The organism is Blastococcus sp. SYSU DS0753 (assembly GCF_054051175.1).
In genome coordinates, this window is the sequence record NZ_JBJHAT010000023.1 from 25,098 (window position 1) to 40,194 (window position 15,097).

The window sequence follows — 15,097 nt, forward strand, 5'->3', positions numbered from 1 at the left end:
GTCCGGGTCCGCGCGGTACTGGGCGGTGCCGGTGCGGTTGCACCGTCCGCCCGCGGGGCCGCGTGCACGTCCTGCCGCGGCGACCGTGCCGGGCAGTGCAGAGGAGGAGTTCGTGGCTCGACCAGGACGGCGCTCGACGAGCGCCCGGCGCGGCGCCCCGCGCACCCAGCGGCGCGTGCGCGACGGCGACGTCGTCGCCGTGCTGGCCCGCGCGGTCCGGGACGTCGAGGCGGCGGTCAAGCGCGACCGCGTGACCCCCTCCGTGCGCGCGGAGTTCCAGGCGATCGCCCTGGTGCTGCGCGAGGAGCGCGCCCGGGTGCAGGCCGACCAGGACACCGGCGAGGCCCGCCGGGCCGAGCAGCTCAAGCGCCTGGACGGCATCGCGACGATCCTGGCCACCACCGCGGTGCGGAACTCCGGCCTGCTGGCGCTGCTCTCCGACGACGCCGTCGCCTCGGAGGCGGCGCGGTCGCACCGGCGGGAGCTGCTCGCCGCAGCCGGCGTCGAGGTGCCGGTGGAGGAGGACCCGACGCCGGCCCCGGCCGCCCCCGTGGCCGCCGCCACCTCCGCCGCCGCCGAGCGCCAGGTGGTGCCGCAGTCGGTCATCTCGCGGCAGCTGGCCAACCCGTTCCTCGCCCCCGACTTCGAGGCAGCCCGGCAGAGCACCGTCCGCCCGCGCCGGCTGGCCGGCTGGGAGCTCCTCGAGCCCCTGTTCAACTCCTTCGAGCGCGCCGGCGGCGGCGCCCCGGCGTGCATGCCGCTGCCGTTCCCGAGTTCCCAGTTCACCCCGGCGGGGCTGGAGCTCATGCCGCACCAGGGGCAGCTGGTCGCCGCGGCGGCGAACGGCCACCGCACCTTCCTGCTCGCCGACGAGCCCGGCCTGGGCAAGACGGCGCAGTCGCTGCTGGCGGCCGAGGCGGCGCAGGCGTTCCCGCTGCTCGTCGTCGTCCCCAACGTCGTCAAGACCAACTGGGCCCGGGAGGCCGCCCGCTGGGTGCCCCAGCGCCGGGCCACCGTGATCCAGGGCAACGGCGAGAACGCCGACGGCTTCGCCGACATCGTGATCGTCAACTACGAGGTGCTCGACCGGCACGTGGGCTGGCTGGGCGGCTTCGGCTTCGGCGGGATGGTCGTCGACGAGGCGCACTTCATCAAGAACAAGACCTCGCAGCGCTCCCAGCACGTGCTCGAGCTCTCCGAGCGGATCCGGACCCGCGCCGGGCGGCCGCTGCTGATGGCCCTCACCGGAACACCGCTGATCAACGACATCGACGACTTCCGGGCGATCTGGCAGTTCCTCGGCTGGATCGACGACGAGAAGCCGCTCGGGCGGCTGATGGAGTGCCTCGAGGAGACCGGCCTGACCCCGGCCGACCCGGGCTTCTACCCAGCGGCCCGCCAGTGCGTGATCGACCAGGGCATCGTGCGCCGTCGCAAGGTGGACGTGGCCGCCGACATCCCCGCCCGCCGCATCGCCGACCTCCCCGTCGAGCTCGACGACAAGGCCGGCCGGTCCATCCGGGCGGCCGAGCGGGAGCTCGCCCGACGGCTGGTGAAGCGCTACGAGAGCGCCCTGGCCGCCCGCGAGTCGGCCACCGAGGTCGAGGGCATCGACCGCGAACTGGTGCGCAAGGTCGCCGGCTGGGAGCTCAAGGACACCAGCACGAAGACCACCGGCGAGAACGTCTTCGGGATGATGCGCCGCATCGGCCAGGCGAAGGCCGGGCTCGCCGCCGACTACGCCGCGCAGCTGGCCCGCAGCGCCGGCAAGGTGGTCTTCTTCGCCAAGCACGTCGACGTGATGGACGTGGCCGAGGAGACCTTCGAGGGCATCGGCCTGCGGTACTCCTCGATCCGCGGTGACCAGACGCCCTCGGTGCGGCAGCGCAACATCGACGCGTTCGTCAACGACCCGGACGTCGCCGTCGCCGTCTGCTCGCTGACCTCGGCCGGGGTGGGGCTGAACCTGCAGGTCGCGTCGGACCTCGTCCTCGCCGAGCTGTCCTGGACCGACGCCGAGCAGACCCAGGCCATCGACCGCAGCCACCGCATCGGCCAGACCGAGCCGGTCACCGCGTGGCGGATCATCGCCGCGCAGACCCTCGACGCCCGGATCGCCGAGCTCATCGACAGCAAGGCCGGGCTGGCCGCGCGGGCCCTGGACGGCTCCGACGAGGAGATGCAGGCCTCGGCGGACGTCCAGCTGGAGGCGCTCGTCGCGCTGCTCACCGACGCCCTGGAGAACCGATGACCGACCAGCAGACCGCGGAACCGATCCTGGCCGCGGCGACGCGGGTGGCCGAGCTGCTGCTCGAGGTGCAGACCCGCGTCAACCGGCGGATCGACGCCGAGCTGGCCGAGCTGCTGCCCGGCGTCCAGCGGCAGGTCGGCGTCGCACCGGACGACGCCGCCGACCTGTCGGACCTGGTCAACGCGCGGATCACCGGCCTGAGCGTCGTCGTGACCCCGGCCGCGGTCGCCGCCGCCGTGCCGGTACCGCCTGACTCGGCCGCCACGACGCGGGCGGCCCGCCGGGCGGTGACCGGCGTCCTCACCGGTGCCGACGACCGCCTCGCCGTCATCGCCGGGCCGTGCTCGATCCACGACCCCGAGGCCGCCCTCGAGTACGCCGCCTTCATCGCGCGGATGCGCGAACGGCACGGTGCGGACCTCGAGATCCTCATGCGGACCTACACCGAGAAGCCGCGCACCGAGGTCGACTGGAAGGGCTTCGCCTACGACCCGTTCCTGGACGGGTCGAGCCGGATCAGCGTCGGACTCGTCGCCACCCGGATGCTCATGCGCCGCATCACGGCGGCGGGTGTGCCGGTGGCCGCCGAACCGCTGAACGCGCTGACGCCGCAGTACGTCAACGGGCTGGTCACCTACAACGGCGTCGGGGCGCGCAACGTCACCGACCAGACCGCCCGGGAGCGGGTGTCCGGCTTCTCCTCGGTCGTCGGGTTCAAGAACTCGCCCGAGGGCAGCGTCGACTCCGCGATCCAGGCGATGGTGACGGCGCGCGCGCCGCACGAGTTCCTGGGCGTGGACGCCCACGGCGTCTCCGCCCAGCTGTCGACGACGGGCAACGACACCGGCCACGTCATCCTGCGCGGCGCCAAGGACGGCCCCAACTACTCCGCCGCGCACATCGCCGACACCAAGCGCCGGCTGGCCGCGCGCGGGCTGCCGGAGGTCGTCGTCGTCGACGCCTCGCACGGCAACAGCCAGAAGAACCACCTGCGCCAGATCGAGGTGGTGCGCGACCTGGCCGGCCAGATCGCCGGCGGGGAGCAGGCCATCCGCGGCGTGATGGTGGAGAGCAATCTGGTCGCCGGCCGGCAGGACCTGGACCAGCGGCACCCGGAGCGGCTGGAGTACGGCTGCAGCGTCACCGACGCCTGCGTCGACCTGCCGACGACCGAGCTGATGCTGGCCGAGCTGGCCGAGGCGGCCCGGGCCCGGCGGGGCGCTGCCCGCTAGAAGACCCCCAGCCCGCAGGAGGGGCAGCGCGCCGCGGGGAGCTGGGGAGCCCGGAGCAGGGAGCCGGTGGCCAGGTGCTCCTTGCCGAGGGCGGTGACCCCGACCGACTCGCCCTCGGGGATCCAGTTGAGGTAGATCGACTGGCCGGCGATGTGTCCCCGCTCGAGCTCGCTGCTGCAGCGGGGGCAGGTGGCGGGCAGTGGCACGGCGGCTCCTCGGCAGCGCTACGGTCGGCGACCGTCATGCTGCCACAGGGGGCGTCCCCGTCCCGACGAGTCGAGCGAGGAGGCCCCGTGCCCGACGACGCACTGCTCCTGGTGGTGAACCGGGCGGCCGGTACCGCGCACGACGAGGCGGTCGAGGCGGCGGTGGCAGAGCTGCGCACCGGCGCCGACGTCGCCGTCGCCGCCACCGGTGACGCCGCGGAGCTGGACGAGGTGTTGCGCGACGACACCGGCCGCCGGGTGGTCGCGCTGGGCGGGGACGGGTCCGTGCACGCGGTGGTGGCCGCCCTCGACCGGGTGGGCCGGCTGACGCCCGAGGACCCCGTCGGCATCATCGCCTGCGGCACGGGCAACGACCTGGCCCGCAGCCTGGGGCTGCCGCTGGACCCGGCCGAGGGCGCGGCCGCGGTGCTGGCCGGCCGGCCCCGCCGGCTGGACCTCCTGCGCGACGACGCGGGCGGGATCGTCGTGAACGCCGTGCACGCCGGGGTGGGCGCCGAGGCGGCCGCCGAGGCCCACCGGCTCAAGAGGCGGCTCGGCGCGGCGGCCTACCCGCTGGGCGCCGCGATCGCCGGGGTGTCCGGCGCCGGGTGGGAGCTGTGCGTCGAGATCGACGGGGAGGTGGCCGCGACCGGCGAGTGGGCCGCCGACGGCCGGCTGGGCGTGCTGATGGTCGGGATCTGCAACGGCTCGACCATCGGGGGCGGCACCCCGCTGGCGCCGGACGCGCGGCCCGACGACGGGGAGGCCGACGTCGTCGTGAGCGTCGCCACCGGACCGGTGGCGCGGGTGGCCTTCGGGACGGCGTTGACCACCGGCGGTCACGTCGAGCGGGACGACGTGCTGGTGGCGCGCGCCCGGGAGGTGCGCCTGTCCGGGAGCACCGTCGCCGTCGACGCCGACGGGGAGCTCGACGAGATCGCCGTCGCCCGCACGTGGCGGGTGCAGCCCGCCGCCTGGTCGGTCCTCGTCCCGCGGTAGCGGGTCGGGAGCGGCTGCTCAGGCGCGGTTCCCGAGCCGGCGGCGGACGACCGCGGCCTGCTCCGGCGAGCCGATGAGGGCGCCGATCTCGGCCTGCTCGGCGGCCAGCCCCTCGGCGAGCGGCACCCGCCCGGCGAGGTCGACCAGCCGCTTGACCGCCCGGGTGGCGCTGCGGCTGTGCCCGGCGATCTCGCTGGCCAGCTCGAGCGCGGCGGCCAGCGGGTCGGCGGCCTCGCGGGTGGCCAGCCCGAGGCGGACCGCCTCGGCACCCGACACCTTCCGCCCGGTCAGCGCGAGCTCCTTGGCGACGTCGCGGCCGACCAGCTCGGGCAGCAGCTGGGTGCCGCACATGTCCGGCACGATGCCCCACAGGATCTCCATCAGCGACAGCTGCGCGTCGGGCGCGACCAGCCGGATGTCGGCACCGAGGGCGATCTGCAGGCCGCCGCCGAACGCGACGCCCTGGACCGCCGCGATCACCGGGGCGGGCACCAGCGACCACACGTGCACGGCCTGCTGGGCCAGCGCACCCGCCGCGCCCAGCGGCTCCCGGGCGACGACGACGCGCTCGCCGCCCTCGGCCATCGCGGCGAAGGAACCGAAATCCAGGCCGGCGCAGAAGGCCCGGCCGGCCCCGGTGAGCACCACCGCGCCGACGTCGTCCCGTTCCATCAGCCCGGTCCCGACGGCGACGAGCGCCTCGAACATCGCGGGGTCCAGCGCGTTCAGCTTCTCCGGCCGGTCCAGCCGCACCGTCGCCACGCCGTCGGCCACCTCGAGCGCCACCCGGCGCGACACGTCGTTGTCCACCTCCGCTGTCTACGGGCGGCCGGACCGGCGTGTCAACGAGCGCGGTGGGTGGGCCGACGCCCCTGCCTACGCTGCGCCATGACCTCCCTGCCCCGTACCGCTGCCCGGCTGCTGCTCGGCGCGACGATGGTGGGCGCCGGGGTGCTGCACCTGACCACCCAGCGGCAGGAGTTACAGGCCCAGGTGCCCGGCTGGTTCCCCGTCGACGAGGACCTGACGGTGCTGGGCTCGGGCGTCGCCGAGATCGCGCTCGGTGCGTCCTTCCTCGCGTTGCCGCGGAAGCGGCGGCTGGTCGGAGGGCTGCTGGCGGTGTTCTTCGTGGTGATCTTCCCCGGGAACGTCGCGCAGTACCTCGAGGGCACCGACGCCTTCGGACTGGACACCGACCGCAAGCGCCTCGCCCGGCTGTTCTTCCAGCCGCTGCTCGTGCTGTGGGCGCTGTACGGCGGCGGCTGGCTGCGGCGCGGCCGGAGGCGGGATCGACTCAGCCGACGAGCAGGTCCACCCACGACTCGGTGAGCCAGGACCGGAACTCGCCGACGCCCACCTCGGGGACAGGGCGCCCGGCCTCGGGTGGGTCGGGTCAGAGCTCCCGCCGCAGTCGCATCGTCCAGGGGCGCCCGTCGGGGTCGTAGACAGCGTCGTAGACCGGTGTGATGAGCCAGCGCTTCCACAGCGGCCCGTTGCGCCGGGGGTGGGCACGCAGCCGGCCGGTCGGTCGCGGTCCGCGGCGGCCGCTGTCGTGCCAGGCGTCGAGCGCCGCCGCGGATCGACGCATCGCCGCCACCGCGTCGTCGGCGTGCAGGAGGTCGGCGTCGTCGCCCTCGGCCCGGTCCAGGTGCTCGCGCATCAGGTCGAGCCGCAGCCGGCGGGCGAAGGTCCGTGCGCCGTCGCCCAGGCCACCGGGGTCGACCGGCTCCCGACCGTCGCGCGACTCGTCGAGCACGGCAGCGGTGAGCTCGGAGTCGTGGGTCCAGGAGCGCCGGTTGAGGTTCGCGCTGCCCACGGCGGCCCACACGTCGTCGACGATGCACACCTTGGCGTGCACGTAGACGGGGAAGCCGGCCTCGTTCTCCAGGTCGAACAACTGCACCCGCTCGCCCCCGGCGGCCAGCACGGTGCGCCAGGCCGCGTTGCGGCCGCGCAGGGTGGCCGGCCGGTCGAGGCGCCCCTCGCCGTCGACGTGCCGGGGGACGACGGCGATCAACCGCAGCTCCGGGGACCGGCGCAACGCGGCCGCGAAGATCCGCGCGACCTCGCTGGACCAGAGGTACTGGTCCTCGACGTACACCAGCCGACGGGCGCGGGCGAGCGCCTTCGCGTAGCCGTGGGCGATGCTGCGCTCGCCTTCCGGGGCGAAGGGATGCGCAGGGCGGCGGCGGGGGTACGTGCGCAGCAGCTGCACCGTGCAGGTGCCGCTCGGCGCCGGTGGAGGTGACGGCGGCGGGACGGGGTGGACCGGGCGGGCCGCCCCGAGCAACCGGTCGGTCACGCGCTGCCAGGGCCAGCGGACCGGCGGTGCCGGGTCGGCCCACCGTTCCCGGAACACGGTCGCCAGGTCGTGCACCGCGGGCCCGGTCAGCCGCAGCTGGACGTCGTGCCACGCCGGGGTCGGGCCGTACGCGGCGTTGAACCGCTGCCGCTGCGGGTCGCCGGTGTGCGCCGGCCCGTCCCGGCGGGTCCGGGCCGGATCGATGCCACCGAGGAACGCGACCTCACCCGTCGCGCCGGTGACCGTGACGAGCTTCTGGTGGTGCGACCCCAGGGGTCGCACCCGCGCGTCCAGCACCGCCTCACCCCCCGCCGCGTGCACCGCTCGCGCCAGCTCCCGGTGGGGGCCGAGGGTGAAGCCGAGCGCCGTCGCGTGCGACCGCCACAGCAGCAACCGGACGTCCGCACCGCGGCGGGCGGCGCCGACCAGTGCCGCGGCGAACGGCGGACCGTCGTCGTCGAGCAGCTCCTCCGGTTCGGCGCGCCAACTCGCCAGCAGGACGAGGTCCCCCGCGCCGGCGGCGTCCAGCACCGCGCGCAGCTGCCGGAGATAGGGGCGCCCGTCGACGACCGCGTCCACCGCGTTGCCCTCCCGCCACGCCGGTAGCGTGGTCGCGGAGTTCCCGCGTTGCCCGGCGGTGAGCAGCCACGGGTGCCCGCCGCCCAACCGGCGCACCCAGGGTGGCTCCCGACGCCGGCGCGGCCAGAACGGCATGTCGGGCGGATCACTCCTCGGTGCGTGGACGTGGCGGCCGCCCGGGGACGGGCCCGGCCGGCAACGCGCCTACCCCTGTTCCCGGACGGGCACACCGGGTACCGACGTGCGGGGGTGGGCGACGCTGCGCTGGTGCGTTCCGCCGATGCCCGGGGCTCGTGCCATGCCGCTACCGTGCCTCGACCAGCACCCCGGCGAGGAAGTCGGCCAGCTCGTCCTCCGCGTCCAGGGGCAGCACCGCCGCCACGTGCTGGTCGGGTCGCGCCAGGACCATGCAGCCGCGCTGCCGGTCGATGCCCCGCATCGCGAAGACGTCGCCGGCGGCGTGGTCGGGGGAGAATGCCTTCTCGTAGTCGATCAGCCCGAAGCCGCCCTTCCGCGGCAGCAGCACCGGCGGCAGCCGGTCGACGGCCAGCTCGCGGTGCCCCTGCTGGAAGACCGCGCGGACGTCGATCACCGAGTCGGGCTCGGCGCCGTCGGGGGTGTACCGGGCCAGGGGTGAGTTCTCGGACCCGAGGTGTTCCAGCAGCGCCCGGGCCCGCGACCCGGGGTCGGCGGGCTCCGTGGAGTCGGCGAAGACGTAGAGCCGCCAGGCGCCGTCGGCCCGGGCCGCGTGCCCCAGCTGCACCGGCTTGGCGTCGGCGACCCGGATCACCGGGGCGGAGTGGAAGCGCATGCCGACCGGGTAGCCCGCGGCGAGCGACTGGTGCTCGGTGCTCCCGGTGATCATCGACGGCGCGTAGCGCGTGGCGACGCCGGCGGTGAACCGGCCCTGCTGCACGAAGTAGCGCTGGAACTCCTCGGGGTCGACGCCGTGGTCGCTCTCGTCCTCTTTCGGGGGCGCGCTGAACATGCGGGCGAACTCGCGGTCGAAGTCGATGAGCTCCTGGGCGATCGCCTGCCGCTCCGCGGAGTAGGTGTGCAGCAGCTCCGGGCGGGCGGTGCCGCGCAGCACCGCGGCCAGCTTCCAGCCGAGGTTCCAGGCATCGGCCATGGAGACGTTCATGCCCTGGCCCGCCTTGGCGCTGTGCGTGTGGCAGGCGTCGCCGGCGATGAAGACGTGCGGCAGGCGCGTCGCGGTCTCCTCCGCCGGAACGTCGTCGAACCTGTCGCAGAGCCGCTGGCCGATGTCGTAGACCGACCACCAGCCGACGCCCTTCACCTCGATGCAGTACGGGTGCAGGATCCGGTTGGCCACCGCGGCGAGCTTCTCCGGCGTGACGGCGCGCCGGTCGCGGAGCTCGCGGTCGGCGACGGCGTCGAGCTCGATGTAGAGCCGGACCAGGTAGCCGCCCTCGCGCGGGATGATCAGCAGGTTGCCCTGGTTGGCCGAGTGGATCGCCGCCTTCAGCCGGATGTCGGGGAAGTCGGTGACGGCGAGGACGTCCATGACACCCCACGACTGGTTCATCGCATCGCCGACCAGCTCGCGGCCGATCGCCGTGCGGATGCTGCTGCGCGCGCCGTCGCAGCCGATGACGTACCGCGCCCGGACCGTCGAGACCTCGCCCGTCGCCCGCCCGCCCCGGAGGTGCTGCAGGGTGAGGGTGACCGGGTGGTCCGAGGTGCCGCTGGTGTCGACGTCGACGCCGGTGGCGTGCAGCCCGTAGGAGGGCGCCAGCCGACTGGCCGAGCGGGCCATGTGCTCGCGGAGCCAGGCCTGCATCCGCGCCTGGTTGACGATGACGTGCGGGAACTCCGAGAGCCCGTCCTCGACGTCCTGGACGCGACCGGTCCGCGCGATGCGGGTGCGGTCGGCCGGGTCGGGCCGCCAGAAGGCGACCTCGTTGACCCAGTAGGCCTCCGCGACGAGCTGGTCGGCCAGGCCGAAGGCCTCGAACATCTCGACCGTGCGGCAGGCCACTCCGTCGGCCTGGCCCACCTGCAGGGGCCCGTCCCGCCGGTCGACCACGACGGTGCGGATGTCGGGGAAGGCGGCCAGCTGCGCGGCGAGCACGAGCCCGGCCGGGCCGGTGCCGACGATGACGACGTCCGCCTCGGTGGGCAGCCCCTCCGGCCGGTCGGCGACCGACGGGTGCGGCTCCTCGACCAGCGGGTCGCCGGGCCGGTAGCCGTCGAGGTAGAACTGCACGTCTCGTCCCCTGACATCCGTACGTGTGCTGGCACCCGCGACGCTGCCCCACTTCCCGCGGAGGGGAATAGAGTTTTCTGCGGTGAAGAACAAGCCCGCGTACGCGATCGGCTCGGTGGACTCCGCTCTCCTGCTGGCCAGCCTTCTGCAGCAGGAGGGCCCCATGCGGGTGACCGACGTCGCCGGTCGGCTGGGCGTCTCCGCGTCCACGGCCCACCGGCTGCTCGGGATGCTCGTCTACCGGGACTTCGCCGAGCAGCTGCCCGATCGCCGGTACGGGCCCGGATCGGCCCTGCGTCCGGCCACGGCGCCCCCGGCGTCGGTCGCCCTCCTGCGGGACGCCGCCCTGCCGCGCCTGCGGCGGCTCGTCGACGCGGTGGGGGAGACGGCCAACGTCATGCTGCTGGCCGGTCGGGAGGTCCGGTTCGTGGCGACGGTGGAGAGCCACCAGGTGCTGCGCGTCGGCGACCGCACCGGGCGGGCGCTGCCCGCCCACCTCACCTCGGGCGGCAAGGCGGTGCTCGCCGCTCTCGGCGCCGAGCGCCGGGCCGACGTCCTCGCCGGCCTGGACGAGCCCGCGGCCGCCCGGCTGGAGCGGGAGCTGCGCACGGTCCGGCGTCGGGGCTTCGCCCTCAACGACCAGGCGACCGAGGCGGGGCTGACGGCGGTCGGGGTCGCCGTCCCGGCGGCGGGCGGGCTCGACGGTGCGGGGCTCTCCCTGGCCGCACCCTCCGCGCGGTACTCCCGCGACCGGCTGCCGGAGTGGGTCGGCCACCTGGCCGAGGCGGCGGGGGCGGTCGCGCGCGCGCTGGACGCGGGCCGGTCCGACGGCGGAACGGCCGGCGGCCGGCGCTGATCACCCGGCCCGGGCGTCCACCGCGGCCCCGCAGACCGGGCACACCTCGAGCTGCCGGCGTCGCCACCGCAGGACGGGCACGAAGAAGACCGTGAGCTGCCGGAACTGCCGGACCCGGGTCCACCGCGCGGTGTTGCCGCACCGGGGACAGGTGCGGGTCGCCCCCGGGCCCGCGTCCCGCTGCTTGGTCCCGAAGCCGAAGAGGAAGAACATCCCGTCAGCGTGGACGATCGCTGCGACGCGCGCGCGTCGTCCCCCGCGGCCCCTACCGGCCGGTAGGCGGTGTGACCTGCGCCCAAGGGCTAGGTTCGGACCGGAACACCGGGTCGTCGGCGCAGGGGAGTGGCACGTGGGCAGGTCGGTACTGGTGACCGGCGGTAACCGGGGGATCGGGCTGGCCATCGCCCGGTCGTTCGCCGAGCAGGGCGACTCGGTCGCGGTGACGCACCGCGGCAGCGGCGCCCCCGACGGGCTGTTCGGCGTCCGGTGCGACGTCACCAGCGCCGAGGACGTCGACCGCGCCTTCGGCGAGGTCGAGGAGCACCAGGGGCCGGTCGAGGTGCTGGTGAGCAACGCCGGCATCACCCGCGACGGCCTGCTCATGCGGATGAAGGAAGAGGACTTCGCCGACGTCGTCGACGCGAACCTCACCGCCGCCTACCGGGTCGCCAAGCGCGCGACCCCGAAGATGGTGCGCGCCCGGGCCGGCCGGATGGTGTTCGTGTCCTCGGTGGTCGGGCTGCTCGGCTCGGCCGGACAGACGAACTACGCGGCGAGCAAGGCCGGGCTGGTGGGCCTGGCCCGGTCGATCGCGCGCGAGCTCGGCAGCCGGAACATCACCGCGAACGTGGTGGCACCCGGGTTCGTGACCACGGACATGACCGCGGAGCTGCCCGAGGCCCGGCAGCAGGAGATCCTGGGCCAGGTGCCGCTGGGCCGGTACGCCGACGCCGACGAGGTCGCCGGCGTCGTGCGCTTCCTGGCGTCGGACGCGGCGGCTTACATCACCGGGGCGGTCGTCCCGGTCGACGGCGGACTCGGAATGGGGCACTGATGGGCATCCTGGACGGCAAGAAGATCCTGGTCACCGGGGTCCTCACCGAGGCGTCGATCGCGTATGCCACCGCGCGGATCGCGCAGGAGCAGGGCGCCACCGTCGTCCTGTCCAACTTCGGCCGCGCCCTGTCGCTGTGCCAGCGGATCGCCAAGCGGCTGCCGCAGGAGGCCGCCGTCGTCGAGCTCGACGTGACGAACACCGAGCACCTGACCACGCTGGCCGACCGGCTGCGCGAGCAGGGCTTCGACCGCCTCGACGGCGTGGTGCACTCCATCGGCTTCGCCCCGCAGGAGGCGATGGGCGAGGGCTTCCCCGAGGTGGCCTGGGAGCACGCCGCCACCGCGTTCCAGGTGTCGAGCTGGTCCTACGCCTCGCTCACCCAGGCCTGCCGGCCGCTGCTGGCCAACCCGTCCTCGGTCGTCGGGCTGACCTTCGACGCGACCGTCGCCTGGCCGGTCTACGGCTGGATGGGCGCGGCCAAGGCGGCGCTGGAGTCGGTCAGCCGCTACGTCGCCCGCGAGCTGGGCCCGGAGGGCGTGCGGTCCAACATCGTCGCCGCCGGCCCGCTGCGCAGCATGGCCATGAAGTCCATCCCGGGCAGCAAGCAGTTCGAGGAGGCGTGGGAGGGACGGGCCCCGCTGGGCTGGTCGGTCACCGACACGGAGCCCGCCGGCAAGGCCGTCGTCGCCCTGCTGTCGGACTGGTTCCCCGCGACCACCGGCGAGATCGTCCACGTCGACGGGGGCTTCCACGCCGTCGGCGTGTGAGTGCATCCGTCGACGCCCCGCAACAGGAAGAACCCACGTGCCCCGCGCAATCGTCGACATCACTCCTGCCGGTCAGCGACCCGACGAGGACCCCTCGCTCGCCGTCCGCAACAACGGCGGCGTCGCGCCGTCGGCCGAGCCTGCCCCGCCCGGCCGGCGGGAGGCGCTGCTGCTCCTGTCGTTCGGCGGCCCGGAGGGCCACGACGACGTCATGCCCTTCCTCGAGAACGTCACCCGCGGGCGGGGCATCCCGCGCGAGCGGCTGGCGGAGGTCGCCGAGCACTACCACCACTTCGGCGGCGTGAGCCCGATCAACGACCAGAACAAGGCGCTGCTCGCGGCGCTGGAGGCCGAGCTCCGCTCGGCGGGGATCGACCTGCCGGTCTACTGGGGCAACCGCAACTGGGCGCCCTACGTCGAGGACGTCTGGCAGCAGATGACCGACGACGGCATCCAGCACGCCTACGTGCTGGCGACGTCGGCCTACGCCTCCTTCTCCGGCTGCCGGCAGTACCACGAGGACATCGCCCGCGCCCGCGCCGCGCTGACCGGCGACGCCGCCGCCCCGGGCGGCCCGACCGCGGAGAAGCTCCCGCACTACTTCGACGCCGACGGCTTCGTGCGGGCCAACGCCGACGCGCTCGCCGCGGCGCTGGCCGAGCTCCCCGAGGAGCTGCGCGCCTCCGCCCGCCTCGTGGCGACCGCGCACAGCATCCCGGACACGATGGCCGCCGTCGCCGGACCGGAGGGGCACGCCTACGAGGCGGAGCTGATGGCCGCCGCGCAGCAGGTCGTCGACCTCGCCGCCCCGGGCCGACCGTTCGACCTGGTGTGGCAGAGCCGCAGCGGCCCGCCGTCGGTGCCGTGGCTGGAGCCGGACGTCAACGACCACCTGGAGGGGCTGGCGGGGGCGGGGGAGACTGCCGTCGTCCTCTTCCCGGTCGGCTTCGTCAGCGACCACCTCGAGGTGATCTGGGACCTCGACAACGAGGCGAAGGAGACCGCCGAGCGGCTGGGCCTCGCCTTCGCCCGCGCGGCGACGGCGGGGACGCACCCGGCGTTCGTGACCTCGCTGCGCGGGCTGCTCGAGGAGCGACGCGCCGGGGGCGAGCCGCGCCTGGGCACCAACTGCCCGGCGTCCTGCTGTTTCGTCCCGCCGCGCCCGAGCCGTCCCGCCGCCGGCTGACCCGCTCTGGGGGTCGTGCTCCCGCTCCGGGGGCCCTGCAGGACCCGCGGGGCGCGCGGAACACCCCCAGAGCGTGGCGGGGTCGTGCCCTACCCCCGATGCAACGGCTGCACGGTGCAGGGCACGGCACGTGGCCGCGGTGTCATCGGGGGACGTCGTTGTACGCGGCGGTGACCGCCTCGCGCACCGCGTCGGAGAGCGGACGCAGGGCGGCGTCGCGGGCGGCGATCTGGGCCTGGTTGACCGCTGCCCCGGGTGCGTCGGTGGCCGCGAGGTCGAGCACGGCCGCCAGCCGCTGCGCCCGCCCGAGCACCGACAGCGCCAGCGGGTCGTGGTCGAACGGCAGGCCGGGGGCCGGCTTGGGGCGTGCCAGGTCGGCCAGCAGCGCGGGGACCTCGGGGTGCCAGCGTGCCAGGTCCAGGTCCGCCAGCGTCCGGGCGGCGTCGGTGACGGCGAGGTCGAGCGCCCCGGAGACCGCGCGCAGCCTGCCCTCCGCAGGCGGCGGCGGGGGCGCCGCACCGTCGAGCGGGAACGCCGTCCAGGTGACGACCTCCGGGCCGGTCCGCGGGACCAGGACCAGCCGGGTCCCGACGGCGGCCTGCCCCGCCTCCAGCGCCGCGGCGGCCAGGCCCGGCACCGCAGGCAGCCCGCGCACGTCGCCGGGTACCGGCAGCACCAGCCGCAGCCGCTGCTCGCCCAGGCCGCGCAGCGCGGTCAGCGCCTCGCCGAGCGGCACCGTCCCGGCGCTCCCGGGCATGCCGGCCACGAGGTGGGCGTGCTCGCCGGTCAGCGCCTCCAGCGTCACGTCGTAGGAGGCGCGCCCGCCCAGCCAGGCGGTCGTCCAGACCGCGAGCCGGCCGGCGGGGTAGTCGTGCACCGGTCGAGGCTACGTCGGCGCGGCCGGGCCGCCGCGCGGCCTCCCGGGGCCGCGGCTCTGCCAGACTTGGTGCATGGCGTGGTTGCTGTGGTTGATCGGTGCAGGGGCGCTGGCCGTCGGCGAGATGCTCACCCTCGACCTGGTGCTGCTCATGCTCGCCGGTGGCGCACTCGGTGGCATGACCGTCGCGCTGCTGGGTGGCGCGCTGTGGTTGCAGCTCGCCACCTTCATCATCGTGTCGGGGGTGCTCCTGGTGGCGGTGCGCCCCTTGGCGAAGAGGCAGCTGACCGATCGCACCCCGCTCCAGCTCGACGGCGTCGACACGCTCATCGGCAAGACGGCGGAGGTCTCCGAGCCCGTGGACGCCTCCGGTGGCCGGATCCGGCTCGGGGCCGACGAGTGGAGTGCGCGCAGCCAGCACAGCGCGGAGTCCTTCGGCGTCGGTGAGACGGTGCGCATCCTGCAGGTGGACGGTGCGACGGCGGTCGTCGGCGACGCGCTGGAGTGACGCCTGTCCCCAAGGTGCTGACCCGGGGGACCCGGCAGGGCAGGATCAAC

Annotated in this window: 15 protein-coding genes; 9 read left to right on the forward strand and 6 right to left on the reverse strand. The window is 75.1% G+C overall.

Annotation, left to right across the window (positions count from 1 at the left end; translation table 11 throughout):
* The first annotated feature begins 112 nt into the window (after positions 1–112).
* Both ACI799_RS15890 and ACI799_RS15895 read left to right on the forward strand, forming a co-directional pair.
* Complete coding sequence (locus ACI799_RS15890) at positions 113–2,251, forward strand: DEAD/DEAH box helicase (protein WP_456590501.1); 2,139 nt, start codon at positions 113–115, stop codon at positions 2,249–2,251.
* A complete protein-coding gene (locus ACI799_RS15895) occupies positions 2,248–3,483 on the forward strand; it encodes a 3-deoxy-7-phosphoheptulonate synthase (RefSeq protein ID WP_456613457.1) in 1,236 nt (411 codons plus the stop codon). Before ACI799_RS15890 ends, ACI799_RS15895 begins: the two co-directional genes overlap by 4 nt.
* On the opposite strand, the gene ACI799_RS15900 is transcribed toward ACI799_RS15895, so the two are convergent.
* Complete coding sequence (locus ACI799_RS15900) at positions 3,480–3,689, reverse strand: PF20097 family protein (RefSeq protein ID WP_456600458.1); 210 nt, start codon at positions 3,687–3,689, stop codon at positions 3,480–3,482. The genes ACI799_RS15895 and ACI799_RS15900 overlap by 4 nt on opposite strands.
* A gap of 87 nt (positions 3,690–3,776) precedes the next feature.
* On the opposite strand from ACI799_RS15900, the gene ACI799_RS15905 reads away from it, so the two are divergent.
* Positions 3,777–4,688, forward strand: coding sequence for a diacylglycerol/lipid kinase family protein (locus ACI799_RS15905; protein ID WP_456600457.1), 912 nt, complete (start codon positions 3,777–3,779; stop codon positions 4,686–4,688).
* Between the two features lie 18 nt (positions 4,689–4,706).
* Here the strand turns inward: ACI799_RS15905 and ACI799_RS15910 are convergent, their stop codons facing one another.
* Positions 4,707–5,498 (reverse strand): crotonase/enoyl-CoA hydratase family protein, encoded by a 792-nt coding sequence (locus tag ACI799_RS15910; protein ID WP_456600456.1) that lies wholly within the window; start codon positions 5,496–5,498, stop codon positions 4,707–4,709.
* A gap of 78 nt (positions 5,499–5,576) precedes the next feature.
* Here ACI799_RS15910 and ACI799_RS15915 point away from each other — a divergent pair, with 78 nt between their 5' ends.
* Positions 5,577–6,017: a DoxX family protein gene (locus tag ACI799_RS15915; protein ID WP_456613458.1), complete on the forward strand. Its 441-nt coding sequence runs from the start codon at positions 5,577–5,579 to the stop codon at positions 6,015–6,017.
* 64 nt (positions 6,018–6,081) lie between these two features.
* On the opposite strand, the gene ACI799_RS15920 is transcribed toward ACI799_RS15915, so the two are convergent.
* Both ACI799_RS15920 and ACI799_RS15925 read right to left on the reverse strand, forming a co-directional pair.
* The gene (locus tag ACI799_RS15920) at positions 6,082–7,704 is read right to left on the reverse strand and encodes a phospholipase D family protein (protein WP_456613459.1); all 1,623 of its coding nucleotides are present in this window, start codon (positions 7,702–7,704) and stop codon (positions 6,082–6,084) included.
* A 169-nt stretch (positions 7,705–7,873) separates the two neighbouring features.
* Complete coding sequence (locus ACI799_RS15925) at positions 7,874–9,796, reverse strand: FAD-binding monooxygenase (protein ID WP_456613460.1); 1,923 nt, start codon at positions 9,794–9,796, stop codon at positions 7,874–7,876.
* A gap of 82 nt (positions 9,797–9,878) precedes the next feature.
* On the opposite strand from ACI799_RS15925, the gene ACI799_RS15930 reads away from it, so the two are divergent.
* Positions 9,879–10,652 carry an IclR family transcriptional regulator gene (locus ACI799_RS15930; RefSeq protein ID WP_456590495.1) on the forward strand — a complete coding sequence of 258 codons (774 nt, stop codon included), beginning with the start codon at positions 9,879–9,881 and terminating at the stop codon, positions 10,650–10,652.
* Here ACI799_RS15930 and ACI799_RS15935 read toward each other — a convergent pair whose 3' ends face one another.
* On the reverse strand, positions 10,653–10,865 hold the full coding sequence (locus ACI799_RS15935; protein WP_456590494.1) for a zinc-ribbon domain-containing protein: 213 nt from the start codon (positions 10,863–10,865) through the stop codon (positions 10,653–10,655).
* A 154-nt stretch (positions 10,866–11,019) separates the two neighbouring features.
* Between ACI799_RS15935 and fabG the strand changes: the two genes are divergently transcribed.
* From fabG to ACI799_RS15950, 3 genes are read left to right on the forward strand one after another with little or no spacing between them, the layout of a single operon-like run.
* Positions 11,020–11,706, forward strand: a complete 687-nt coding sequence (fabG, locus tag ACI799_RS15940; protein WP_456590493.1) for a 3-oxoacyl-ACP reductase FabG — start codon at positions 11,020–11,022, stop codon at positions 11,704–11,706.
* The gene (gene fabI, locus ACI799_RS15945; RefSeq protein ID WP_456590492.1) at positions 11,706–12,476 is read left to right on the forward strand and encodes an enoyl-ACP reductase FabI; all 771 of its coding nucleotides are present in this window, start codon (positions 11,706–11,708) and stop codon (positions 12,474–12,476) included. Before fabG ends, fabI begins: the two co-directional genes overlap by 1 nt.
* 37 nt (positions 12,477–12,513) lie before the next feature.
* Positions 12,514–13,662, forward strand: coding sequence for a ferrochelatase (locus ACI799_RS15950; RefSeq protein ID WP_456613461.1), 1,149 nt, complete (start codon positions 12,514–12,516; stop codon positions 13,660–13,662).
* Between the two features lie 142 nt (positions 13,663–13,804).
* On the opposite strand, the gene ACI799_RS15955 is transcribed toward ACI799_RS15950, so the two are convergent.
* A complete protein-coding gene (locus ACI799_RS15955) occupies positions 13,805–14,539 on the reverse strand; it encodes a hypothetical protein (protein ID WP_456613462.1) in 735 nt (244 codons plus the stop codon).
* A gap of 73 nt (positions 14,540–14,612) precedes the next feature.
* Here ACI799_RS15955 and ACI799_RS15960 point away from each other — a divergent pair, with 73 nt between their 5' ends.
* Positions 14,613–15,047 carry an NfeD family protein gene (locus ACI799_RS15960; protein ID WP_456590489.1) on the forward strand — a complete coding sequence of 145 codons (435 nt, stop codon included), beginning with the start codon at positions 14,613–14,615 and terminating at the stop codon, positions 15,045–15,047.
* The last annotated feature ends 50 nt before the right edge of the window (positions 15,048–15,097 follow it).

What these genes read in the sequence shown, in the direction of transcription:
- ACI799_RS15895 (WP_456613457.1), top strand. Translation starts at nt 2,248, where the DNA reads ATGACCGACCAGCAGACCGCGGAACCGATCCTGGCCGCGGCGACGCGG.
- ACI799_RS15915 (WP_456613458.1), top strand. Translation starts at nt 5,577, where the DNA reads ATGACCTCCCTGCCCCGTACCGCTGCCCGGCTGCTGCTCGGCGCGACG.
- ACI799_RS15920 (WP_456613459.1), bottom strand. Translation starts at nt 7,704, where the DNA reads ATGCCGTTCTGGCCGCGCCGGCGTCGGGAGCCACCCTGGGTGCGCCGG.
- ACI799_RS15935 (WP_456590494.1), bottom strand. Translation starts at nt 10,865, where the DNA reads ATGTTCTTCCTCTTCGGCTTCGGGACCAAGCAGCGGGACGCGGGCCCG.
- fabI (WP_456590492.1), top strand. Translation starts at nt 11,706, where the DNA reads ATGGGCATCCTGGACGGCAAGAAGATCCTGGTCACCGGGGTCCTCACC.
- ACI799_RS15960 (WP_456590489.1), top strand. Translation starts at nt 14,613, where the DNA reads ATGGCGTGGTTGCTGTGGTTGATCGGTGCAGGGGCGCTGGCCGTCGGC.